Source organism: Sphingomonas abaci, from assembly GCF_014199625.1.
GTDB classification, from domain to species: domain Bacteria; phylum Pseudomonadota; class Alphaproteobacteria; order Sphingomonadales; family Sphingomonadaceae; genus Sphingomonas; species Sphingomonas abaci.
The window spans coordinates 385,614-408,543 of record NZ_JACHNY010000004.1; the positions used below are offsets into that span (position 1 = coordinate 385,614).

A 22,930-nucleotide genomic window follows, 5' to 3' on the forward strand; every position below is an offset into this window, starting at 1 on the left:
CCGATCTTTATGACAGTGACATGTCAAGAACCGGTCACCGTTGCAGCAGGAACACGGCATGTTCCGCCATCAGGTTCGCCGCCGCCGCCGATCGCGGCCGGCCGCTGCCCAGGAACCAGGCCCCCTCCACCGCGACGCCGCGCACCGCCAGGAAGGCGCGGAAATCATCGACGGTCAGGTGATGGATGTTGGGTGTGTCGAACCATTGTTCGGGCAGCAGCCGCGTCACCGGCATCCGGCCCCCCCAGAGCAGCGACAGGCGCACGCGCCAATGGGCGAAATTGGGGAAGCTGACGAACGCGCGCCGGCCGATCCTGAGCAGATGGTCGAGCACGACATGCGGCTGGTGCGTGGTCTGGAGCGTCTGGCTGAGGATCGCATAGTCGAAGCTGGCATCGGGATAGCCGGCCAGGTCGGTATCGGCATCGCCCTGCACCACCGCCAGCCCGCGTCCCACGGCGGCGGCGACATTGGCGGCGGACAGTTCCAGCCCGCGCGCATCGACGCCGCGACGGTCGCGCAGCGCCGCCATCAGCGCGCCGTCGCCGCAGCCGATGTCCAGCACCCGCGCGCCGGGCGCGACATGGTCGGCGATGATCGCCAGGTCGGGTCGCAGGATCATGCCCCGCCCTCCAGGAAACCATGGATCACGCGGTTCATTTCCGGCGCCTCTAGCAGGAAGGCGTCATGGCCATAGGGGCTGGACAGCTCGACGAAGCTGACCGGCCGACCGGCGGCGTTCAGCGCCTGCACGATGTGGCGCGACTCGAGCGTCGGATAGAGCCAGTCGGTGTCGAAGCTGACCAGGCAGAAGCGCGCCTGCCCGGCGCGGAACGCGTTGGCGAGCAGCCCGCCATGCTCCTCGGCCAGATCGAAATAGTCGAGCGCGCGGGTGATGTAGAGATAGGAATTGGCGTCGAACCGGTCGACGAAGCTCAACCCCTGGTGGCGCAGATAGCTCTCGACCTGGAAATCGGCGTCGAAGCCGAAGCCCTTGGCATCGCGCGCCTGGAGCTTGCGGCCGAACTTCTCGGTCAGCCCGGCCTCGGACAGATAGGTGATGTGCGCCGCCATCCGCGCCACCGCCAGCCCGGCGGCGGGCGGGTCCTGGTCAGCATAATAGTCGCCGCCGCGCCATTTGGGGTCGGCCATGATCGACTGTCGCCCGACCTCGTGGAACGCGATGTTCTGCGCCGAATGCCTGGCGGTGGAGGCGATGACGACGCAGGCGCGCACCCGGTGCGGGAAGGTCGCCGCCCAGGACAGCGCCTGCATCCCCCCCATGGATCCGCCGACCACCGCCTTCAGCGTGACGACGCCGAGATGGTCGAGCAGCAGCCCCTGCGCGCGCACCATGTCGCGGATGGTGATGACCGGGAAGCCCATGGCATAGGGGCGGCCGGTCGCGGGATTGGTCAAGGCCGGGCCCGACGATCCCATGCAGCTGCCCAGCACGTTGGAGCAGATCACGAAGTCGCGCGCCGGGTCGATCGGCTTGCCGGGCCCGACCAGCCGCGTCCACCAGCCGGGCTTGCCGGTGCGCGGATGCGGGCTGGCGACATGCTGATCGCCGGTCAGCGCGTGGCAGATCAGCACCGCGTTGCCGCCATCCGGGGCCAGCGTGCCATAGGTCTCGTAGGCGATCTCGACCGGCGACAGCAGCGCGCCGCCATCGAGCCGCAAGGGGCCGGGCAGCGCCACCTGCCGCGCCAGGCCGAAACGCCGGTCGTGGTTCATGGCCACGCCCGCTACGGCGGGGACGGCGGCAAAGCAAGTTGTCAACGCCCCGCGCCAAAGCCTATGGCCACCGGCCATGAGCAACGACCCCGCCGCCCAGGCCGTCCCGACCCCCAAGCCCTGGATCATGGGCATCGCCCCCTATGTCCCCGGCCGCGCGACCAGCGAGGACGGACGCCGGGTCGCCAAGCTGTCCTCGAACGAGAATCCGTTCGGCACGCCCGAGGCGGCGCGCGAGGCCTATCGCTCGGCGGCGGATGCGCTGGAGCGCTATCCGGATGCGGCCGCGGTCGAACTGCGCGCGGCGCTGGCGGCGCATTATGGGATCGAGGCGGACCGGATCGTCTATGGCACCGGCTCGGACGAGGTGCTGCATCTCGCCGCCGGCACCTATGCCGGGCCGGGCGACGAGATCATCCATGTCCGCTACGGCTTCGCGGTCTATGAGATCGCGACGCGGCGGGTCGGCGCGGAACCGGTGGTGGTCGCCGACCGCGACTATGCGACCGATGTCGACGCGATCCTGGCGGCGGTGACCGAGCGGACGCGGGTCGTCTTCGTCGCCAATCCCAACAACCCCACCGGCACCTATACCGCTCGTGACGAGATCGCCCGGCTCCATGCCGGCCTGCCGCGCGACGTGCTGCTGGTGATTGACCAGGCCTACACCGAATATCTCGACGAAGAGGATGACGATGGCGCGCTGGCGTTGGCCCGCACCCAGCCCAACGTGCTGGTGACGCGCACCTTCTCCAAGATCTTCGGCCTGGCCTCGGAGCGGATCGGCTGGGGCTATGCCGCGCCCGAGGTGATCCAGGCGATGCACCGCATCCGGGCGCCGTTCGCCTTCGGCATCGGCGCGCAGCGCGCGGCGATCGCGGCGCTGGGCGCGGACGACTTCATCACCCATAGCCGCGAGCATAACCGCACATGGCGCGGCTGGTTCGGCGAGCAGATCGCCGCGCTCGGCAATGCCGGCCTGCGCGCGGTGCCGAGCAAGGCCAATTTCGTGCTGGTGCTGTTCGAGGGCGCGCTCACCGCCGAGACCGCCTACAAGGCGCTGATGGCGGCCGGCTATGCCACCCGCTGGCTGCCGGGGCAGAAGCTGGCGCATGGCCTGCGCATCACCATCGGCACCGAGGACGAAATGCGCGCGGTGGTCGACGTGCTGCGCGCCGAAGTCGCCCGGGCCGGCTGATGCTGCCCTTCGCGCGCGTCACCATCATCGGCCTGGGGCTGATCGGCTCCTCGATCGCGCGCGCGGTGCGGGTGACGATGCCGACGGTGCGGATCACCGGATATGACCGTGATCCGGGCGTGCGCGACACGGCGGTGCGGATCGGCCTGTGCGATGATGTCGCCGACAGCGCCGGCGCGGCGGTGATCGACGCCGATCTGGTGATGCTGTGCGTGCCGGTCGGGGCGATGGCGGCGGCGGCGGCGGACATCGCCGACGACCTGCCCGCCGACGCCATCGTCAGCGATGTCGGCGGGTCGAAGGAGAGCGTCATCGCGGCGCTCCGCGCGGTGCTGCCGCATGCGGTGCTGGTGCCCGGCCATCCGGTGGCGGGCACCGAGAATAGCGGGCCGGAAAGCGGCTTCGCGACGCTGTTCCGCGGCCGCTGGTGCATCCTGACCCCGGAAGAGGGCTGCGCCGAGGCGCCGGTGGCGCGCCTGCGCGCCTTCTGGGAGGCGCTGGGCGCGGATGTCGAACTGATGACCCCGCGCCATCACGACCTGGTGCTGGCGGTGACCAGCCATGTGCCGCATCTGATCGCCTATTCGATCGTCGGCACCGCCTCCGACCTGGAGGAAGTGACCCAGAGCGAAGTGATCAAATTTTCCGCCGGGGGCTTTCGCGACTTCACCCGCATCGCCGCGTCCGATCCGACCATGTGGCGCGACGTGTTCCTCAACAACCGCGAGGCGGTGCTCGAGATCCTGCAACGCCTGACCGAGGACGTGACGATGCTGCAGCGCGCGATCCGCTGGGGCGATGGCGACACGCTGTTCGACCTGTTCACCCGTACCCGCGCCATCCGCCGCTCGATCATCGCGCAGGGGCAGGACGACGCCCGCCCCGATTTCGGCCGTGACCATGGCGAGACGGCGGCGGTTTAGAACCGAGTATATCGCACGCCTTCCCGAAAAAGGGGGGCGTCGCGCCCCCTTCCAGATACCCCGGCAAGGGCCGGGATGACGCGCGTTTGGCGCACGGCGGACATGATCGCAACCATCCCCGCGCAAAAGAGGAAGGAGCCTGCCCCTAGCCGATCGCCGCCAGATAGGCCTCGATCGCGCGCCGGCCGTCGTCGCTGAGCGACACCTCGATCCGGCGACGATCGACGGGATCGACGACGCGCGTGACCAGCCCCAGCTTGGCGAGATGCTCGATCCAGCGCTGCGAGGTGGTGACCGGGGCATCGGCACGGGACACCAGGGTCTTCACGTTCATGACCTGCCGGTCCTGCCACGCGACATAGAGCGCCAGCAGCATGTCCCAGGCGGGTTCGTGGAACAGTTCCTCGGGCAGAAAACGACGCCGCAACCGGCGCTGTTCGATCAGGGCGCGCGCGCGGTGCAGCGGCGTGGTCGTGGTGGTGGGTGGCGCTTCCTGCCCGATCCGCTCGTCGATGCCGCTGGCGGCGGCGGCCAGCCTGGCGCTGAGATCCTTGATGAGCGCGACGACGGATTCGTCATTCGTGGCTCCTGTCATTACTCTCCTCGCGTCCCTGCAACCGCTGTCCGGACATTTACTGGCCCGGTTCGATGGTCTCAACGCGCCCGCCTTCACGGGAAGGCTGGCTCCCGATCATGACAAGCTATAGAAGCCATCACATCGATCAAGGTCTCGAAACGTAAAATACTTTATGTTTCATAGTCTTGCTGCCAGTCACGTCCCGAGGTGGGTCATGCGTCCGTTCCCCTGCGCCGAGCGTTCCTTATGACGGCCCCGACGCCTTGATCCTTGCCAGTGAAAGACGGTGATTGACCAGCGCCCTTCCCCTTCCCCCCTCCGCGTCACGAGGAACGACCGCCCATCTGCACGCGATCGGCACCGCCCATCCACCGCATGACGTCCATGCCGCCTTCCTGGCCTGGGCTGGTGGCCGGGTGAACGCGCGCGCGCGGCCGGTGTTCGAGCGGATGGCGGCGCGCGCCGGCATCGCGCGACGCTGGTCGGTGCTGGCGCCACTGGCGGGCGCGGCGGCGACGGCGGCGCCGGGTGCCTTCTATGCCGGTGACGCACCCCCCGGCACCGCCCGGCGCATGGCCCTTTATGCCGAAGCCGCGCCCGAATTGGCGCTGCGCGCGGTCGCTGACCTCCGCGACAAGGTCGAGCTTCACGGCATCACCCATCTGGTCGTCGCCAGCTGCACCGGATTCGTCGCGCCGGGGCTGGACCAGATCGTCGCGCGTCGGCTCGGCCTGGCGCCCACGGTCGAGCGGCTGCTGATCGGTTTCATGGGCTGTTACGCGGCGGTGGTCGCGCTGCGCAGCGCCCGGCATATCGTCCGCTCGGATCCGCAGGCGCGGGTGCTGGTGATCTGTTGCGAACTGTCATCGCTCCACCTGCAGGACACCGACGACCTCGAATCGCTGCTGGCGATGCTCCAGTTCGGCGACGGCGCGGCGGCGGCATTGGTCAGCGCCGAGCCGGGCGGCTTCGCGCTTGGTCAGCCCTTCGCGGCGACCCTGCCGGACAGCGACTCGCTGATCCGCTGGACGATCACCGACCAGGGGTTCGCCATGCATCTGTCGGGCGAGGTGCCGCGTCGCATCGCCCAGGCGCTGGGCGATGCGGATTTCCGCGCGGTGGTGACCCAGGGCCAGGCGCCGTCGGCGATCGACGGCTGGGCGGTCCATGCCGGCGGCCGATCGATCCTGGATGCGGTGGAGACCAGCCTGTCGCTGCCCCCCGACGCGCTGGCCAGCGCGCGCGGCGTGCTGCACGACCATGGCAACATGTCCTCGGCGACGCTGATGTTCACGCTCGCCCGGATGCTCGAGGGCTCGCCGATCCGGCAGGGCGTCGCGCTCGCCTTCGGTCCCGGTCTCGCGGCGGAGGGGCTGGGTTTCCGGTCCGCGTCATGAGCCTGCGGCATCGCGCCAATGGCCCGGAGCTGATGGACGCCGACGATCTCGACGCCGACATCTATGCCGCGGTCGTTGCCGATCTGGCGCGGGTCAACCGCGTGACGCTGGCGGCGCGGCCGACCCTGGCCTTTCTCGACCGGATCGCGCGGCCGGGAAAGCGGTTGCGGCTGCTCGATATCGGCTTCGGCGATGGCGACATGCTGCGGCGGATCGAGCATTGGGCGGCTCGGCGCGACGTGCCAGTCGAGCTGGTCGGCATCGACCTCAACCCACGCAGCGAGCGGGCGGCGCGCGCGCATACGCCCGCCCAATCGGCGATCCGCTACGTCACCGGCGACTATGCCGATATGGGTGGCGGCTGGGATGCGACGATCAGCAGTCTGGTCGCGCATCACATGGCCGAGGCCGAGCTGGTCGCCTTCCTGCGCTGGATGCAGGATCATGCCGGTGCCTGGCTGGTCAACGACCTGCACCGGCACGGCGTCGCCCATGCCGGCTGGCCGCTGCTGGCGCGACTGGCGCGCTGGCATCCGATCGTGCGCGCCGACGGACATCTGTCGATCGCCCGCAGCTTCCGCCCCGCGGAATGGCCGGTGCTGCTGGCGGCGGCGGGGATCGGCGACGCACGGGTCTACCGCGCCTTCCCGTTCCGCCTGTGCGTCGAGCGGCTGTGAACGCGCCGTTGATCGTCGGTGGCGGGCCGGCGGGCGCGGCGGCGGCGATCGCGCTGGCGGAGGCGGGGATGCGCCCCGTCGTGCTGGAGCGCAGCCGCGACACGGGCGACGCGCTGTGCGGCGGCTTCCTGAGCTGGCGGTCGATCGAGACGCTGGAGCGGCTGGGGGTGACGGCGGACCGGCTGAACCCGGCCCGCGTCCGACGCCTGCGCCTGTTCGCGGGCACGCGGATGCGCGAGGCCCCCTTGCCCCGCCCCGCGCTGGCGGTGTCGCGCCGCCGGCTCGATTCGCTGCTGCTTGCCCGCGCGGCCACCCGTGCCGGGGTGGAGCGCGGCGTCGCGGTGCGGGCCTGGACGGTGGACGGGGTGCGACTGGCGGATGGCGCGATCCTGTCGCCGTCCACCCTGTTCCTGGCGACCGGCAAGCACGAGTTGCGTGGCCTCGCCCGGCCCGAATCGGCACGGGGGCGCGATCCGGCGGTGGGACTGCGGGTCCGCCTCGCCGCCGGGCCGATGCTCGATCGGCTGGTCGGCGACTCGATCGAGCTGCACCTGTTCGACGGCGGCTATGCCGGGCTGGTCCGGCAGGAGGATGGCAGCGCCAATCTGTGCCTGGCGGTGCGGCGATCGCGACTGACCGACGCCGGCGGTCCGCTGGCGCTGCTCCAGCGATGGAGCCGCGACTCGGGGCCGCTCGCGGAGCGGCTGGCGGCGATGGCGGCAACGCCCGCGATCGATGCGGTCGCCAACGTCCCCTATGGCTGGCGCGCGACGCGGACCGGGCCGGGGCTGTTCCGGCTGGGCGATCAGGCGGGGGTGATCCCGTCGCTGGCGGGCGAGGGCATGGGGATCGCCCTGGCCAGCGGCCTGTCGGCGGCAGTGGCGCATTGCCGCGGCCAGTCGTCGCAAGATTGGCAAGCCGGGTTCGCCCGCCGGTCGCGCCGGCCGATCGGGCTGGCTGGCGCGATCTGGCACTTGGCGGAGCGGCCCGCGCTCGCCGCTTTGCTGGTCCGCGCCGGGCCGGTGTCGCTGATCGAGGCAGTGGCGCGCGCGACGCGGATCGCGCCGCCCCGCCAGGCCTGACGTCTGCCCCCGGCTTGACGCCCGCCCCCGGCCACCCGACATAATCGCCATGGATCACCTGACCTTGACCGAAGCCGAGTGGCGCCAGCGGCTGACCCCGGAACAATATCATGTGCTGCGCGAGGCGGGCACCGAGCGCGCCTTTGCCGGAGCGCTCAACGGCAACAAGGCGGACGGCGTCTATCAGTGCGCCGGTTGCGGTAACCCCTTGTTCGACAGCGCCGACAAATATGACAGCGGTTCGGGCTGGCCCAGCTTCACCCAGCCGATCGTGGCGGAAAGCGTGACCGACCATGCCGATCGCAGCCACGGCATGGTCCGCGTCGAGACCCGCTGCGCCCGGTGCGACGGCCATCTTGGCCATGTCTTTCCGGACGGCCCGCCGCCGACCGGCCTGCGCTATTGCATGAATTCGATCGCGCTCGACTTCCACCCGCGCGAGGATTGAGGATCGCGGCGGGGGAGCGGGGAGCGGACCCCTCTCCCCTTGTCGCCATCATCGTTAACGCGTATCCGCAAGCGCGCCCATGGCTACACAGCGTACCGCCCCCCGCTCGCCCCGCCGACAGCCCCCCCGCTCCCCCTGGCGTCGTCGCTTCCTCTTCGCACTCAAGCTGCTGATCGCCCTTACGGTGCTGGCGCTCGGCGCGCTGGCCATCGCGGTCTATGTCGCCCGGTCGCAGCTGCCGAGCTTCGACGAGCTGAAATCCTCGCCCAACGGGCAGATGATCCGGGTCCATGCCTCGGACGGGTCGATCCTGGTGTCGCTGGGGCCGAGCTATGGCGAATGGCTGCCCTATGCGCAGATCCCGCAGGTGATGCGCGATGCGACCATCGCGGTCGAGGACCGTCGTTTCCGCGAGCATCCCGGCGTCGACCCGATCGGCATCGCCCGCTCGATCGAGGTGCGCCTGGAAAAGGGCCGCTGGCGGCAGGGCGGATCGACCATCACCCAGCAGATCACCCGCACCATCTTCCTGAACAACCAGAAGAAGTTCGGGCGTAAATTCCGCGAGGCGATCCTGGCGCTGGCGATGGAGTCGAAATTCTCCAAGGACCAGATCCTCGAGCTCTATCTCAACAAGGTCTATTATGGCGGCGGCGCGTACGGCATCGACGCGGCCAGCCGCAAGTTCTTCGGCCATGGCGCGCAGCATCTGAGCCTGGCCGAGGCGGCGGTGATCGCCGGCCTGGTCAAGGCGCCGTCCAACTATTCCCCCACCGCCGATGCCGCCGCCGCGGTCGGCCGCGCGGGCGTGGTCATCGAGCAGATGGTGCGCAACGGCTATATCAGCCAGGGCCAGGCCGATGCCGCCGATCCGGACGGGTTGAAGCTGGCCCCCGCCCCCGCGCAGAACAGCGCGCGCTATTTCACCGATTGGGCGCTGCCGCAGCTCGACACGCTGATCGACGAGACGCAGGCGCCGCTGGAGGTGTGGACGACGCTCGATCCGGCGATGCAGCGCGAGGCGGATGCGGCGGTCCGCGCCAACGTGCCCAAGGGGGCGCAGGGCGCGCTGGTCAGCCTGGACCGCGACGGCGCGGTGCGCGCGATGGTCGGCGGCACCGACTACGTCACCTCCATCTACAACCGCGCGACCCAGGCGGTGCGCCAGCCCGGCTCGGCCTTCAAACTGTTCGTCTATCTCGCCGCGCTGGAGGCGGGCCACAAGCCCGACGACACGATCGTCGACGGACCGGTGACGATCGACGGCTGGAGCCCGCGCAACGACAGCCGGCACTTCAGCGGCAATGTGACGCTGCGCACCGCCTTCGCCTATTCGCTCAACACCGTGGCCGCGAAGCTGGGCCAGGAGGTCGGCTTCACCACCATCGCCGACATGGCGAAGCGGTTCGGCATCACCACGCCGGTCAACACCCATCCCTCGATGGTGCTGGGCACGTCGGACGTGCGGCTGATCGACATGACCCGCGCCTTCGCCAGCGTCGCGTCCAAGGGGGTGGCGGTCACCCCCTATGGCATCACCAAGGTGACCGCGAACGGCGAGACGATCTACGCGCACGAGGTGGATCGCAGCCATGTGCTGGTCGCCCCCTATGTCGCCGCCGAGATGACCGACCTGCTCCAGACCGCGGTCAACACCGGCACCGGTCGCCAGGCCCAGATCGGCCGCCCGGTCGCGGGCAAGACCGGCACCACCACCTCGCAGAAGGACGGCTGGTTCCTGGGCTTCTCGTCCGGCCTGACCACCGGCGTGTGGATGGGCCGCGACGACGCCAAGCCGGTCGCCGGCCTGCACGGCGGCACCGCGCCGGCGCGCGCCTTCGCCGCCTTCATGCGTCCCGCCGTGGCCAGCCGGCCGATCGAACAGTTCGACACGCAGGTCACCCTGCCCGAATGGCAGCTCGAACCCGATGAGGAGAGCTATTACGGCCAGCCGGACAACGGCGTCTATGTCGACGAGAACGGCAACCCGGTCGACCAGCCGGCCGCCCCGCCCGCCGATGCGCCGGCGCCCGGCCCCGCCGGCACGGTACCGGCCGAGCCGACCGCCCCGGACGGGCCGCCCTCCCGCCCCTCGCCGCAGCAGCAGCTCGACGACCTGATCGACCGGGTCACCGGGGGACGCGAGCCGGGGGCGCCCGCCCAGGCGCAGCCGCGCCAGCCGCAGCCCCGCCCCCAGCCACGCGCGCCGGTCGAGTCGCCGCCATCCGACCGGTACGCGCCCGATCGCTATTCGGGCGAGCGGCCGAACCCGTGAAGCGATGCCCCGTGCGCGCGCAGCCAGTGCCGCGCCGGGGTCGGGTCCTCGCCATAGAGGCGCGCGACCAGCGCGTGGAAGGCGGGGCTGTGATCCATATGGACGCGGTGCGCGACCTCGTGCGCGACGGTGGCGCGGCGGACGAACCGCGGCGCCAGGATCAGCCGCCAGCTATAGCGGATCGCCCCGTCCGACGCGCAACTGCCCCAACGCCCACGCGGATCGCCGATCGCGACCCGGCTGACGGTGACGCCGGCGCGGGCGGCGTAATAGCCGGTCTCCTCGTCCAGCAGGTCGAGCGCGCGCCGCTTCAGCCAGGCCTCGACCCGCCGGGGCAGCGTCTCCAGCGGCCCGGCGACGGACAGGGTCGCGCCGTCGAAGTCGAGCGTCCGCCGGGTCCCCTCGCCGCGCACGATGGTCACCGGCCGGTCGTCGATGGTCAGCACCAGCCCGATCGCGAAGGGCTGGCGCTCCGGCAGGCGCGCGCGCTGTTCGGCCAGCCAGTCCGCCTGTCCCTGCGCCCAGGCCAGCGCCGGCTTCAGCGCCGCGCGGGCCGGCAGCACGAGGCGCGCCCGGCCGCTGACCCGGTCCAGCGTCAGCTTCAACCGGCGGGCGCGCGGGTTGCGCACCACCTCCAGCCCCTCGATCGTCACAGCTCGCGGTCGAGCACGACATGGTCCTCCATGTCGCCGACATCATCCTCGCTGACCGTCCAGCCGCGCACCGACTGGCGCGCGGCATGGACCGACTCGCGGTCGCCCGACACCAGATAATGCCAGTCCGGCAAGGGCTCGCCCGCCGCGCGCAAGCGATAGGCGCAGGTCGAGGGCAGCCAGTCGATCGCGCGGACGTTGCGCATCGTCAGCCGCACGCATTCGGGCACATAGGCGTGGCGGTGCTTGTAGTCGGAGCAGAAGCCGGTGCGCCGGTCGAGCAGGCGGCAGGCGACATTGGTCGGCAGCACCTCGCCCGTCTCCTCATCCTCCAGCTTGTGGATGCAGCATTTGCCACAGCCGTCGCACAGCGCCTCCCATTCGGCGCGATCGAGCGTCTCGATCGGGCGTTCCCAGAAGCGGCCGCTCATTTCACCCACCGCGCCAGCGCGTCCGCCACGGCGGTCGGCCCCTCGTCAGCGGGAATCAGCGCCACCGGCTTGTTGTCCGGGTCCATCAGATAGGTCTGGCGGCTGTGATCCATCATGTAGCCGCCGCCGGGCGTGGTCTCGCCGCGCCTGGCATAGACCGCGAAGGCCTTCTCCGCCCGGGCGACCGCGTCGGTGCTGCCGGACAGACCGACCATGCGCGGATGGAAGGCGGCGACGAAGCGGCCGAGCACCGCCGGCGTGTCGCGCGCCGGGTCGATGGTGACGAAGATCGGCACCACGCGCGCGGCACGGTACGGGTCCCGCTCGGCGAAGCGGCGCAGTCCCGCGCCGATCGCCTGCGCGTCGGTCGGGCAGACATCGGGGCAGAAGCTGTAGCCGAAATACATGATCCGCCACTGTCCGGCGAAGCTGCGGTCGGTGACGGTGCGGCCCTTGGCGTCGGTGAGCGCGAAGGGACCGCCGATCGCCGCGCCGGCCAGCGGCGGTGTATCGGCGGCGGTGGTGGACGTGTTCGTGGAGGCAGGGGACTGGCAGCCGGCCAGCGCCGGGCCGAACGCGAGTATCGCGAGGAAGCGCCTGTTCATGGTGACACCACCCTTGATCTGATAACCCCGGCCGCGCAAGCAGGGAGCGGAGTCGCATCCGCCCCGTTTCGGCCAAGGATCCTGCCATGACGCGCCCATCCCTCCTTTCCGTCGCGCTCGCCGCGCTGGCCTGCGCCGCCATGCCGGTCGCCACCCCCGCGCGTGCCCAACAGCAGTCGGAAAGCTACAAGTTCCTCAATGCCATCCGCGAGGCCAAGGGCAATGACGTGATCGCCATGCTCGACCGGCCGGGCAGCAGCGTCGTCAACGCGCGCGACATCAGCACCGGCGAGGGGGCGCTGCACATCGTCATCAAGCGCGGCGACGAGACCTATCTGCGCTATCTGCTGCAAAAGGGCGCCGACCCGAACCTGCGCGATGCCCAGGGCAATACGCCGCTGATCCTGGCGGTGCAGGCCGGGCAGCGCGACATGATCCCGATCCTGGCCGCGGCGAAGGCCAATCCCAACCTCGGCAACCAGTCGGGCGTGACGCCGCTGATCCTGGCGGTGCAGGGCCGCAGCATCGACATGGTGCGCCTGCTCCTCGCCGCCAAGGCCGATCCCGACCAGGCCGACATGATGGCCGGCCTGTCGGCGCGCGACTATGCCAACCAGGACACGCGCAGCACCGCCATCGCCAAGCTGTTCGCCGAGACGCCCAAAAAGGCGCGGCCGGCGGTGGCGGGGCCGAAATTCTGATCGCCTGACCGACCGGCGGGCGCGGAACCCAGCCGGCCCCATTCCGCCATCCGGCGAAGCCGCCGGGGCCTGTCGCGCCGGCGCTGCCCTCTACGTTGCGCTCGTCGTCGCTGTGCGGGATGGCGGCTGGTCGGGCCGGGCGACGCGGGCGGGTCGCTCGTGCAGGAGCGGGATGTTGCGGCCTGGGGCGGCGAACAGCCCGTAGCTTGTGTCCCGGGGGGCGGGCTGCCTTCGGTCATCGGGGGACTAGACGATGGGGCGTCGGGCAGCGTCGCCCCCACACCCCTTGCCTCCGCAAACCCACCCGTGCCCTCGGCCTCCCGCGCCCTCAGTCCTGTGTCCCGAACCACCCGTCAGGAGAGCGGATCACGCCAGGCGACCTGCGCACCGGTCGCGTTTTCGCCGGGATGGTCAAGGGTGCGACCGATGTCGCCCGACATGGACAGGAACAGAGCGGGCACGCTATAGGGGCGGAACAAGGGGGAAGAGTGGTCACCGAAGTCCTCTGGATCGCACCGGCGCTCGCGCTGCTGATCGGCTATCTGTTCGGCTCCATCCCGTTCGGGGTGCTGCTCACCCGCATGGCCGGGGCGGGCGACCTGCGCAGCATCGGCTCGGGCAATATCGGCGCCACCAACGTGCTGCGCACCGGCCGCAAGGGGCTGGCGGCGGCGACGCTGCTGCTCGACATGCTGAAGGCGGTGGCCGCGATCCTGATCGTCGAGCATCTCTATCCTGGTGAGGGTCAATTGGCGGCGCTGGGGGCGTTTCTGGGCCATTGCTACCCGGTCTGGCTGCGCTTTCGCGGCGGCAAGGGGGTAGCGACGCTGATGGGCATCGTGGTCGCGCTCCACTGGCCCTCGGGGCTGGTGTTCGCCGCCATGTGGCTGGGGATGCTGGCGGCGTTGCGCATCTCCTCGGTCGCGGGGATGCTGGCGGCGGTCAGCGCCCCGGTGTCCGCCGCTCTGTTCGGCCGATTCGACCTGGTCGTGCTGCTCCTGGCGCTGGCGCTGATCGTGCTGTGGAAGCACGGCGCGAATATCGAGCGCCTGCTCGCCGGCACCGAACCACGCATCGGTCGCAAGGGCTGAGCCGCATGACCGCGCGCCAGCCCGCCGCCGCCACCGCGCGGCTGCGGCTGTTGCGCACGCCGGGTGTCGGCCCGGTCACCTATCGCCAGCTCATCGCCCGGTTCGGCGATGCGGAGGCGGCGCTCGCCGCGCTGCCGACGCTCGCACGGCGCGGCGGCGGCGAGGGGCCGCGCATCGCCGAGGTCGCGCTGGTGGAGCGCGAGCAGGCGGCGGTCGCACGGCTCGGCGCGACCTATCTGTTCCTGGGCGATCCCGATTATCCGCCGCTGCTGGCGGAGCTGGCCGATGCGCCGGTGGCCCTGATCCGGCGCGGCGACCTGCGCCTCCCGGCCCGGCCTTGCGTGGCGATGGTGGGGGCGCGCAACGCCTCGGCCGCCGCCTGCCGCTTCGCCCGGCAGATCGCGCACGAGCTGACCGAGGCCGGCGTCACGGTCGTCTCGGGCCTCGCGCGCGGCATCGACACGGCGGCGCATCACGGCGCGCTGGCGGGCGGGACGATCGGCGTGATCGCCTGCGGCATCGACATCGTCTTCCCGCCCGAAAATGCCGGCCTGCAGGAAGCGGTGGCCACGCAGGGACTATTGCTCGCCGAACAGCCGCCCGGCACCGAGCCGCGCGCGCGCCTGTTTCCCTATCGCAACCGCATCATCGCCGGCCTGTCGCAGGCGACCCTGGTGGTGGAGGCTGCGCCGCGGTCCGGCTCGCTGATCACCGCGCGGTTGGCGGGCGAGGCGGGGCGCGACGTGCTGGCGGTGCCGGGCAGCCCGCTCGATCCGCGGGCGCGCGGCTGCAACCAGCTGATCCGCGACGGCGCGATCCTGGTGCAGGAGACCGCCGACATCCTTGAGCAGATCCGCCCGATCGACCCGCGCGCGGCGGTGCGGATGCCCGCCGCGCCCTTCGACGCCGGCCCCGCGACCGAGCCGAGCGACCGCGACCGGCAGGCGATCACCGGCCTGCTCGGCCCGGTGCCGGTCGCGATCGACGAGCTGGTCCGCCAGTCGAGCCGCCCGCCCGCGATCGTGCAGACCGTGCTGCTGGAACTGGAGCTCGCCGGCCGGATCGACCGTCATGCCGGCGGCCGGGTGGCGCTGGCCTGACGGATCAGAGCCGCACGCTGTCCAGATAGGCCAGCGCTGCCCGTGCTTCCGCCGCGCCGGGAACCGAGCGGAAGGCATATTGGACGATGTGCAGGTCGCTGGCACCGGCGAAGGCGCGAGCGAACATCGTCTCGGGCTGTCCGGTTTGGGGGTTCAGCGGGCAATCGACGCGGAAGCTGGCGACCGGCCGGCCTTCCACCTCGCCGTCGCTGATCGGGGAGACGGTGGCGCCGGGACAGGCGCGGGTCCACAGGCCGCCCATGCGCGTCAGAAATGCGTGGCTGCCGATCGTGGCCAGTCGTCCAAGCCGCTGCACCGTTACCATACGGGTCCACCGGTCGATCGATTCGCCGGCCGGCACGCGTTCCTCGATCGCCTGACTACCCACTTCCGCACTGTAGCCGACCTGAAAACCGGGCGGCATCGGCGCGACCAGTCGTTCCACCGGGACCGGCTGGAGCAGCACGCTCGCCCATAGCCACGTCATCGCCGTCACGGGCCATCCCCCATCATGCCCTTACTGGGCGTTGACGCCACCCGGGCGGCTCTCCACCCTCGCGCGTACACGCAAGCTACACTATCAGGCGCCCATGCAGCTCGTCATCGTCGAATCGCCCGCCAAGGCGAAGACCATCGAAAAATATCTCGGGTCGGACTACCGGGTCCTGGCCTCCTACGGCCATGTCCGCGACCTGCCGCCCAAGGACGGCTCGGTGAACCCCGACGAAGGGTTCGCGATGGAATGGGAGAATTATGCCGACAAGGCCAAGCAGCTCAAGGCGATCGCGGACCTTTCCAAGACCGCCGACCGCCTGATCCTGGCCACCGATCCCGATCGCGAGGGCGAGGCGATCAGCTGGCACGTGCAGGAGGTGCTGCGCGCGCGCAAGGCGCTGCCCAAGGACGTGCAGCGCGTGACCTTCAACGCGATCACCAAACAGGCGGTGACCAGCGCGATGCAGGCCCCGCGCGAGCTGGATACCGACCTGATCGATGCGTATCGCGCCCGCCGCGCGCTCGACTATCTGGTCGGCTTCACCCTGTCGCCGGTGCTGTGGCGCAAGCTGCCCGGCGCCAAGTCGGCCGGTCGCGTCCAGTCGGTGGCGCTGCGCCTGATCGTCGAGCGCGAGCGCGAGATCGAGAGCTTCGTCTCGCAGGAATATTGGTCGGTCACGGCATCGCTGGAGCAGGATGGCACCCCCTTCACCGCGCGGCTGGTGCAGTGGGAGGGGCGCAAGCTCGATCGGCTGTCGATCGGCAACGAGGGTGACGCGCTGCGCGCCAAGGCGGATGTGGAGGCGGGCCGATTCGAGGTCCAGTCGGTCGAGACCCGTCCGGCGACGCGCAACCCGCCGCCGCCCTTCACCACCTCGACCCTGCAACAGGAGGCGGCGCGCAAGCTCGGCTTCTCCGCCGACCACACGATGCGGATCGCGCAGGGGCTCTACGAGGACGGCGCGATCACGTACATGCGGACCGACGGCGTGCAGATGGATGGCAGCGCCATCTCCGCCGCGCGCAAGGCGGTGGCGGATCGCTACGACGCGTCCTACGTCCCCGACAAGCCGCGTCAGTACCAGACCAAGGCGAAGAACGCGCAGGAAGCGCACGAGGCGATCCGCCCGACCGATTTCGGCCGCGACACGGTGGGCGGCGGCGACCATGCCCGGCTCTACGACCTGATCTGGAAGCGCGCGCTGGCCAGCCAGATGGCCTCGGCGCGGATGGAGCGGACGACGATCGACCTCGCCGACGGCACCGGCCGCCATGTGCTCCGCGCGACCGGCCAGGTGGTGCTGTTCCCCGGCTATCTCGCGCTCTACGAGGAGGGGCAGGACGACAGCGCGACCGACGAGGAGGCGCGCCGCCTGCCGCGCCTGCGCCAGGGCGACACGCCGGCGAAGACGGGCGTCGCCGCCGAGCAGCATTTCACCCAGCCGCCGCCGCGCTTCTCCGAGGCATCGCTGGTCAAGCGGATGGAGGAACTGGGCATCGGCCGCCCCTCCACCTATGCCTCGATCATCAAGACGCTGAAGGACCGCGCCTATGTGCGGGTCGAGAAGAACCGCTTCTTCGCCGAGGAGAGCGGTCGGCTGGTGACGGCGTTCCTGGAGCGCTTCTTCGAGAAATATGTCGGATTCGACTATACCGCCGGGCTGGAGGAGGAGCTGGACGACGTGTCCGGCGGCCGCGCCCAGTGGCAGGCGGTGCTCGACGCCTTCTGGCGCGACTTCAAGCCCCGCACCGCCGAGGTGATGGAGAAGCAGCCGAGCGCGATCACCGCCGAGCTGGACCAGTTCCTGGCCCCCTATCTGTTTCCCGAAAAGGCGGACGGCAGCGACCCGCGCCTGTGCCCCAATTGCGGCGCGGGCAAGCTGGCGCTGCGCGGCGGCCGGTTCGGCGCGTTCGTCGCCTGCTCCAACTATCCCGAGTGCAAATACACCCGCCGCTTCGCGCAGGGCGGGGCCGCGGCCGAGGATAGCGGGCCGGAGACGCTGGGCAACGATCCCGCGACGGGCCTGCCGGTGGAGCGCAAGTCGGGGCGGTTCGGCCCCTATATCCAGCTCGGCGAGGGCAAGGACGCCAAGCGCGCCTCCATTCCCAAGGATGTCGAACTCGATCTGGAATGGGCGCTGAAGCTGCTCAGCCTGCCGCGCACGATCGGCAACCATCCCGAGACGGGCGAGCCGATCACCGCGTCGATCGGCCGCTATGGGCCCTATCTCGCCCATGCCGGCAAATATGCGCGGCTCCAGGCGACCGCCGACGTGTTCGAGACGGGGATGAACGCCGCCGTGGTCAAGCTGGCCGAGGCGGCGGCGGGCGGCGGGCGGCCGGCGCGCGGCGCGGCGCGCGAGCCGCTCAAGCTCCTGGGCAAGCATCCGCGCACCGAGGCGGAGCTGAAGGTGATGGAGGGCCGCTACGGCGCCTATGTCACCGATGGCGAGACCAATGCGACGCTGCCCAAGTCGGTGACGGTCGACCAGCTCACGCTGGAGGAAGCCGCCTCGCTGATCGACGCGCGCGCGGCGGCGGGACCGAAGACCAAGAAGCCGGCGAAGAAGGCCGCCGCGAAGAAGCCGGCAGCGGAGAAGAAAGCGCCGGCCGAGAAGAAGCCGGCGGCGAAGAAACCGGCGGCGAAGAAGCCCGCCGCGAAGAAGGCGGCGAAGCCGGCCGCCGGAGAATGATGCGATCACACCCGCCCATGCGACAGGAGTGATCGCTAGAAGACGATATAGCCCTTCTCTTCCATACCGGCGAAGGCCGGAATCCCGTTGGGAGACGCTGGTCCGTCCATCGAAATGTTTCGTGACTGGACCCCGGCCGCCGCCGGGGAGGAATGTTCGAGCGGTTGTGGGTTCATCGCGGCAGCGGGATCGATGACGCCGGCGCGGAACGGGCCCGCCGCTGCTACAGCAGCAATTCCTGCGGCGTCAGCCGGCCGACATGGCCGCCGCCACGCCGCCGCGCCATCTCCGTCTCGGCGGTGTGGCGCACGTCCGGGTCGCGGTCGGTGAGGAAGCCGATCAGGCTTTCCTCCTCGATCTCGCGCCATTCCTTGCCGCGGTCGGGGCCGTAGCGGACGCGGGGCAGCAGGCCCGGCTCCTTCGACCATTGGATCAGCTGCGCGACCGACGCCTCGTTCAACTGGTCGCGCAGATGGTGCGCGGTGACATAGGCGTCCGGAAAGGCGCGGTGGATCGGCAGGCCGCGCTCATGCACCAGCCCTTCGGGTCTGCGCCAGTAGCGCAGCACCTGATTGGAGAAGCTGGGGCTGTCCGGCCACAGCCGCAGCGCGCATTTCCAGGTGCAGATCCAGTCTGCCCCGCGGGTCAGCGCCGGGGTGCAATATTGCTCCTCGAAACTGGCGCGGTGCGCGGCCAGCGCGATGCGGCGCGGCCAGGGGTCGAGCACCGGACGCGCGACGTCGTGCCACCAGCGCGCATCCGCGACATCCTCGTCGCGGATATGGTGGATGGCCATGGTGATCGGCGGGATCGGCCGACCCGGATTGACCAGGATGCTGCCGCCGTCGCCCTGCAACGCCCAGCGCCCGTCCTGGCCCAGGGCCACATCCTGCCAGCCGATCTCGATCACGGCATGGGCGGGCGGGGAGTTGCCGGTCGTCTCGAGATCGATGACGCGGATGATCGAGGGGGCGGGGGGAGGAGCCATACCTCTATGTGGGGCTGTCACCGCCGGAAAGCGAGGCCGGGACGCCGCAGGCCGCAAGATGCGCCTCCACCCCCGCCAGCAGCGCCGCAAGCTCGCCCGCCTCGGCCGCCTCCGCGCGCACCGTCACGGCGGCCTGGGTGTTGGAGGCCCGCAGCAACCACCAGCCCGTGCCCATCGCGACGCGCAGGCCGTCGGTGGTGTCGACCGCCTCGCCCGCCGCCGCCAGCCGCGCGGCGACGGAGTCGATCACCGCCCATTTCCGCGATTCGGGCACGGGGATGCGCAGGTCGGGCGTCGAGATCAGGCGCGGCATCGCGTCATGCAGCTCGGTCAGCGACCGGCCGCTGAGATCGATCGCGCGGATCAGCCGGACGGCGGCGTAGAGCGCATCGTCGAAGCCGTAATACTCCTGGCCGAAGAAGATATGGCCCGACATCTCGCCCGCCAGCGGCGCACCGGTCTCCGCCATCAGCGTCTTGAGCGAACTATGCCCGGTCCGCCCCATCACCGGCGTGCCGCCGCGCTCAACGATCCGGTCGAACAGCGCGCGGCTGGACTTCACGTCGCCGACCACGGTCGCGCCCGGCCATTCGAGTAGCAGCCGCTCGGCGAGCAACATCAGGATCTGGTCGCCCCACAGCACGCGGCCGCGGCCGTCGACCGCGCCGATCCGGTCGCCATCGCCGTCGAAGGCCAGGCCGAAGTCGAGGCCGCGCGCGGCCACCAGCCTTTGCAGGTCGACGAGGTTGGCGGCGACGCTGGGGTCGGGATGATGATGCGGGAAATGCCCGTCCGGAACGGTGTGGAGCAAGTGGTGCTCGCCCGGCAGTCGCGCGGTCAGCCGCTCGACCACCGGCCCGGCCGCGCCGCTGCCGCAGTCCCAGCCGATGCGGAAGCCGGGTGCGCGGCCCGGCGCCTGGCCCTGGAGCAGCCGGTCGACATAGGTGTCCTGGAGGTCGAGCGACTCGACCCCGCCCGCGCCCCGGCTCCACGCCCCCGACAGGCCAAGCGCGCCCAGCGCCGCGATCCCGGCGCCGTGCAGGCTGCGATGGCGCAGCACCATCTTGAAGCCATTGTCGTCGCGCGGATTATGGCTGCCGGTCACCTGGATGCCGCCGGCCATGTCCGGCAGCACCGCTTCGGCGAAATAGAGCATGGGCGAGGGGCCGAGGCCGATCCGCACCACGTCCACGCCGCCCTCGGTCAGGCCGCGCACCAGTGCGGCCTCCAGCATCTCCGAGGTGAGGCGGCCGTCGCGGCCCACCACCACCCGGCCGCCGCCGGTCTCCGCCACGCGGGTCGCGAAGCAGCGGCCGATCGCATAGCCGTCCGCCGCGTGCAGCGTCCGGCCGACCGTGCCGCGCACGTCATATTCGCGCAGCACCACCGGGTCGAAGCGGTGGCTCATGGCTGGTGCTTCACGCTGACGGGCCGAGCAGCCGGTCGCGCGCTGCATTCACCCGCTGCGCCAGTTCGGCCGATCCGCCGCGATCGGGATGGACCCCCGCCAGCAGCCGCCGGTGCGCCGCGCGGATCGCCGCCGCATCGGCACGCGGACCGACGCCCAGCACCGCCCGCGCCTCCGCCTCATCGGCGGCCATCCGTCGCTTGCCCGACGGCTTGAGATAGGTCCACGCCGCCCAGATCAGCAGCGCCGCGACCAGCCACTTCATCGCCGGCGCATCACGCCGCCACGTCCGGCACGCCGGGCGACTCGGCCATCTCCGCGCTCTGCGCGCGCGCCGTGATCTCGCCGAGATCGGGCAGTTGCAGCGCCGCCATCATCTCGCGCAGCTCCTGGCGGGCGGCGACATGGCCGATGCCCATCGATCCGATCGCCTTGGCGTCGATCATGGTCAGCCCCTGGGGGAACATTTCGCGATAGATCACGCGCTCGCCAAGGCCCGGGATGATGCGGAAGCCGACCCGCTTGGCGAGCTGCGCCAGCGCGTCCGACACGCGGCGCATGTTGCGCGCCTCGATATGCTGGAGGCGATTGCGCAGCACCACCCAGTCGATCGTGGTGCCGTCGGCGCGGGCACGCTGCTTGCGCGCGTCCCAGATCAGTTCCGAATAGAAGGATGGGCGCGTCACCTGATAGGTGTCGGGGTCGACCTGGCCGATCAGGTCGAAATCGACGAAGCTGTCGTTCATCGGCGTGACCAGCGTGTTCGACAGCGTCGCCGCGGTGCGCGCGAAATAATCGTCGCGCCCGGGGGTGTCGACGACCAGATAGTCGCAGTCGCGCTCCAGCTCGCGCCACGTCGCCTCGAAGAAATCCTCGCTCTCGCCGTCATGCGTGGCATGGCGCGGCATCGGCAGGTCGAGCCCCTTGGACCGGATCGTCTGCGCGCGATTGTCCAGATAGCGGCCCACCGTGCGCTGGCGATGGTCGAGGTCGAGGCAGGAGACGCGCGCCCCCTTGGCGGCCAGCGCGATGGCGACATGCACCGCGGTGGTGGACTTGCCGGTGCCGCCCTTCTCGTTGGCGAAGACGATGACGTGGGGCATGCGCCCTCTTCTTCCTTATTGCTACTGCGGTCTCCCCTCCATAGAAGCGCCCGCCGTTGGGTGCGAGGGATGTTTTTATGTATAGCGACCCATCAAGAGGAGTCCTGCCGTGCTGACCGTTCGCGACCTCAACGACTTGCGGGCGTCGATCGCCGGCTGGCGGGCCGAGGGCGCGCGGATCGCGCTGGTGCCGACCATGGGCGCGCTCCATGCCGGCCACATGGCGCTGATCGAGGCGGCGCGGCGGCCCGGCACGCGCGTCGTCGCGTCGATCTTCGTGAATCCCAAGCAGTTCGGCCCGAACGAGGACCTGTCGCGCTATCCCCGGCGCGAGGCGGCGGACGCGCGGATGCTGAACGAGGCGGGCTGCGACCTGCTCTGGCTGCCCTCGGTCGAGACCATGTACCCGGCGGGGTTCGCGACCACCATCTCGGTCGCCGGGGTCAGCGACCATTTCGACGGGGCCGCCCGGCCCGGTCATTTCGACGGCGTCGCCACCGTGGTCACCAAGCTGTTCCACCAGGTCGCGCCCGACGCCGCCTATTTCGGCGAGAAGGACTATCAGCAGCTCGCCGTCATCCGCCGCTTCGTCGCCGATCTCAACGTGCCCGTCGAGATCGTCGGCGTGCCGACCCAGCGCGAGGACGACGGCCTGGCCCTGTCATCGCGCAACATCTATCTGGACGAGACGGAGCGCGCCCGCGCGGTGGCGCTGCCCCGCGCGCTCGGCGTCGCGACTCGCGCGATCGGGCGTGGCGAGCCGGTCGATTCGGTGCTGGACGATGCGCGCCGGGCGCTGGAGGCCGCCGGCTTCGTCATCGACTATGTCGCGCTCGCCGATGCCGAGACGCTGGAACCCGATCCCGCCCCCGGCCGGCCGCGTCGGCTGCTGGCGGCGGCGCGCATGGGCCAGACCCGGTTGATCGACAATGTTCCGGTAGAGTAATCGATTATGGTCAACGGGTTGCGTTAATGGCGTTAACCATTTCTTGAGCCGAATCGGTGCATGGATGAGTCCCATGAGCAATGAGGACGTTCCATGGGCAACAGTTTTAAAAGCGCGCAGTTCCTGATCGAGAGCCGAATCGCCGATGCCGCCACGGGCGATGTCGACGCGCTGTTCGACCTCGGCATCTGCTATCAGACCGGCACCGCCGGCTTGCCCATCGATCTGATCGAAGCCCATAAATGGTTCAACCTGGCGGCCGTGCGCGGCTCGCAGGCGGCGCATGACGCGCGGGCCGAAGTCGCCGAGGACCTGACCGCGCGCGAGATCGCGACGGCCCAGGCGGCGGCGCGGGCCTGGCTGCGCCTCACCGCGCCGCGCCACGCCGCCTGATACCCGGTT

24 protein-coding genes are annotated in these 22,930 nt (G+C 70.6%); 13 read left to right on the top strand and 11 right to left on the bottom strand.

Translation table 11 applies throughout. The features are described 5' to 3' along the window. Window positions 1-34 precede the first annotated feature (34 nt). The gene (gene metW / locus GGQ96_RS12055) at window positions 35-622 is read right to left on the bottom strand and encodes a methionine biosynthesis protein MetW (RefSeq protein ID WP_184114926.1); all 588 of its coding nucleotides are present in this window, start codon (window positions 620-622) and stop codon (window positions 35-37) included. Beyond that, window positions 619-1,737: a homoserine O-acetyltransferase MetX gene (metX, locus tag GGQ96_RS12060; protein WP_184114928.1), complete on the bottom strand. Its 1,119-nt coding sequence runs from the start codon at window positions 1,735-1,737 to the stop codon at window positions 619-621. The genes metW and metX overlap by 4 nt, the downstream gene beginning before the upstream one ends. A 76-nt stretch (window positions 1,738-1,813) precedes the next feature. Between metX and hisC the strand changes: the two genes are divergently transcribed. Then, window positions 1,814-2,935: a histidinol-phosphate transaminase gene (hisC, locus tag GGQ96_RS12065; RefSeq protein WP_184114930.1), complete on the top strand. Its 1,122-nt coding sequence runs from the start codon at window positions 1,814-1,816 to the stop codon at window positions 2,933-2,935. Then, entirely contained in the window at window positions 2,935-3,858 is a 924-nt protein-coding gene (locus GGQ96_RS12070) for a prephenate/arogenate dehydrogenase family protein (protein ID WP_184114932.1), read from the top strand. Before hisC ends, GGQ96_RS12070 begins: the two co-directional genes overlap by 1 nt. Before the next feature lie 145 nt (window positions 3,859-4,003). On the opposite strand, the gene GGQ96_RS12075 is transcribed toward GGQ96_RS12070, so the two are convergent. Continuing rightward, window positions 4,004-4,453 (bottom strand): helix-turn-helix domain-containing protein, encoded by a 450-nt coding sequence (locus GGQ96_RS12075; RefSeq protein WP_184114934.1) that lies wholly within the window; start codon window positions 4,451-4,453, stop codon window positions 4,004-4,006. 272 nt (window positions 4,454-4,725) lie between these two features. On the opposite strand from GGQ96_RS12075, the gene GGQ96_RS12080 reads away from it, so the two are divergent. From GGQ96_RS12080 to GGQ96_RS12100, 5 genes are all read left to right on the top strand, one after another. Continuing rightward, the gene (locus GGQ96_RS12080; RefSeq protein ID WP_184114936.1) at window positions 4,726-5,832 is read left to right on the top strand and encodes a type III polyketide synthase; all 1,107 of its coding nucleotides are present in this window, start codon (window positions 4,726-4,728) and stop codon (window positions 5,830-5,832) included. Further along, window positions 5,829-6,509: a methyltransferase domain-containing protein gene (locus GGQ96_RS12085; RefSeq protein ID WP_184114938.1), complete on the top strand. Its 681-nt coding sequence runs from the start codon at window positions 5,829-5,831 to the stop codon at window positions 6,507-6,509. Before GGQ96_RS12080 ends, GGQ96_RS12085 begins: the two co-directional genes overlap by 4 nt. Next, entirely contained in the window at window positions 6,506-7,591 is a 1,086-nt protein-coding gene (locus GGQ96_RS12090) for an NAD(P)/FAD-dependent oxidoreductase (RefSeq protein WP_343059031.1), read from the top strand. The genes GGQ96_RS12085 and GGQ96_RS12090 overlap by 4 nt, the downstream gene beginning before the upstream one ends. 49 nt (window positions 7,592-7,640) lie before the next feature. Then, window positions 7,641-8,039, top strand: a complete 399-nt coding sequence (msrB, locus tag GGQ96_RS12095) for a peptide-methionine (R)-S-oxide reductase MsrB (protein ID WP_184114942.1) — start codon at window positions 7,641-7,643, stop codon at window positions 8,037-8,039. A 79-nt stretch (window positions 8,040-8,118) separates the two neighbouring features. Continuing rightward, a complete protein-coding gene (locus GGQ96_RS12100; RefSeq protein WP_184114944.1) occupies window positions 8,119-10,314 on the top strand; it encodes a transglycosylase domain-containing protein in 2,196 nt (731 codons plus the stop codon). On the opposite strand, the gene GGQ96_RS12105 is transcribed toward GGQ96_RS12100, so the two are convergent. From GGQ96_RS12105 to GGQ96_RS12115, 3 genes are read right to left on the bottom strand one after another with little or no spacing between them, the layout of a single operon-like run. Beyond that, window positions 10,287-10,967, bottom strand: coding sequence for a M48 family metallopeptidase (locus GGQ96_RS12105; protein WP_343059032.1), 681 nt, complete (start codon window positions 10,965-10,967; stop codon window positions 10,287-10,289). The genes GGQ96_RS12100 and GGQ96_RS12105 overlap by 28 nt on opposite strands. Beyond that, window positions 10,964-11,398 carry a YcgN family cysteine cluster protein gene (locus GGQ96_RS12110; protein WP_184114945.1) on the bottom strand — a complete coding sequence of 145 codons (435 nt, stop codon included), beginning with the start codon at window positions 11,396-11,398 and terminating at the stop codon, window positions 10,964-10,966. Before GGQ96_RS12110 ends, GGQ96_RS12105 begins: the two co-directional genes overlap by 4 nt. After that, entirely contained in the window at window positions 11,395-12,003 is a 609-nt protein-coding gene (locus GGQ96_RS12115; protein ID WP_184114947.1) for an SCO family protein, read from the bottom strand. The genes GGQ96_RS12110 and GGQ96_RS12115 overlap by 4 nt, the downstream gene beginning before the upstream one ends. A gap of 86 nt (window positions 12,004-12,089) precedes the next feature. Here GGQ96_RS12115 and GGQ96_RS12120 point away from each other — a divergent pair, with 86 nt between their 5' ends. The 3 genes from GGQ96_RS12120 to dprA all read left to right on the top strand — a co-directional run bounded on the left by GGQ96_RS12120 (window position 12,090) and on the right by dprA (window position 14,895). Continuing rightward, the gene (locus tag GGQ96_RS12120; protein ID WP_184114949.1) at window positions 12,090-12,704 is read left to right on the top strand and encodes an ankyrin repeat domain-containing protein; all 615 of its coding nucleotides are present in this window, start codon (window positions 12,090-12,092) and stop codon (window positions 12,702-12,704) included. A 488-nt stretch (window positions 12,705-13,192) separates the two neighbouring features. Continuing rightward, window positions 13,193-13,795, top strand: a complete 603-nt coding sequence (plsY, locus tag GGQ96_RS12125; RefSeq protein ID WP_343059033.1) for a glycerol-3-phosphate 1-O-acyltransferase PlsY — start codon at window positions 13,193-13,195, stop codon at window positions 13,793-13,795. 5 nt (window positions 13,796-13,800) lie between these two features. Beyond that, window positions 13,801-14,895 carry a DNA-processing protein DprA gene (gene dprA / locus GGQ96_RS12130; protein ID WP_184114960.1) on the top strand — a complete coding sequence of 365 codons (1,095 nt, stop codon included), beginning with the start codon at window positions 13,801-13,803 and terminating at the stop codon, window positions 14,893-14,895. Window positions 14,896-14,899: 4 nt separating this feature from the next. Here the strand turns inward: dprA and GGQ96_RS12135 are convergent, their stop codons facing one another. Beyond that, on the bottom strand, window positions 14,900-15,391 hold the full coding sequence (locus tag GGQ96_RS12135) for a hypothetical protein (RefSeq protein WP_184114961.1): 492 nt from the start codon (window positions 15,389-15,391) through the stop codon (window positions 14,900-14,902). 94 nt (window positions 15,392-15,485) lie between these two features. Here GGQ96_RS12135 and topA point away from each other — a divergent pair, with 94 nt between their 5' ends. After that, the gene (gene topA / locus GGQ96_RS12140) at window positions 15,486-18,083 is read left to right on the top strand and encodes a type I DNA topoisomerase (protein WP_184114963.1); all 2,598 of its coding nucleotides are present in this window, start codon (window positions 15,486-15,488) and stop codon (window positions 18,081-18,083) included. Window positions 18,084-18,306: 223 nt separating this feature from the next. On the opposite strand, the gene GGQ96_RS12145 is transcribed toward topA, so the two are convergent. The 4 genes from GGQ96_RS12145 to GGQ96_RS12160 are packed head-to-tail and all read right to left on the bottom strand — an operon-like array spanning window position 18,307 to window position 21,582. Then, window positions 18,307-19,071, bottom strand: coding sequence for an exonuclease domain-containing protein (locus GGQ96_RS12145; protein ID WP_184114965.1), 765 nt, complete (start codon window positions 19,069-19,071; stop codon window positions 18,307-18,309). 4 nt (window positions 19,072-19,075) lie between these two features. After that, a complete protein-coding gene (pgmG, locus tag GGQ96_RS12150) occupies window positions 19,076-20,479 on the bottom strand; it encodes a phosphoglucomutase/phosphomannomutase PgmG (protein ID WP_184114967.1) in 1,404 nt (467 codons plus the stop codon). A 10-nt stretch (window positions 20,480-20,489) separates the two neighbouring features. Continuing rightward, window positions 20,490-20,744, bottom strand: a complete 255-nt coding sequence (locus GGQ96_RS12155) for a J domain-containing protein (RefSeq protein ID WP_184114969.1) — start codon at window positions 20,742-20,744, stop codon at window positions 20,490-20,492. Between the two features lie 10 nt (window positions 20,745-20,754). Continuing rightward, window positions 20,755-21,582 carry a division plane positioning ATPase MipZ gene (locus tag GGQ96_RS12160; protein ID WP_184114971.1) on the bottom strand — a complete coding sequence of 276 codons (828 nt, stop codon included), beginning with the start codon at window positions 21,580-21,582 and terminating at the stop codon, window positions 20,755-20,757. A 109-nt stretch (window positions 21,583-21,691) separates the two neighbouring features. On the opposite strand from GGQ96_RS12160, the gene panC reads away from it, so the two are divergent. Beyond that, window positions 21,692-22,528, top strand: coding sequence for a pantoate--beta-alanine ligase (gene panC / locus GGQ96_RS12165; protein WP_184114973.1), 837 nt, complete (start codon window positions 21,692-21,694; stop codon window positions 22,526-22,528). A 93-nt stretch (window positions 22,529-22,621) separates the two neighbouring features. Further along, window positions 22,622-22,921: an SEL1-like repeat protein gene (locus tag GGQ96_RS12170; protein ID WP_184114975.1), complete on the top strand. Its 300-nt coding sequence runs from the start codon at window positions 22,622-22,624 to the stop codon at window positions 22,919-22,921. The last annotated feature ends 9 nt before the right edge of the window (window positions 22,922-22,930 follow it).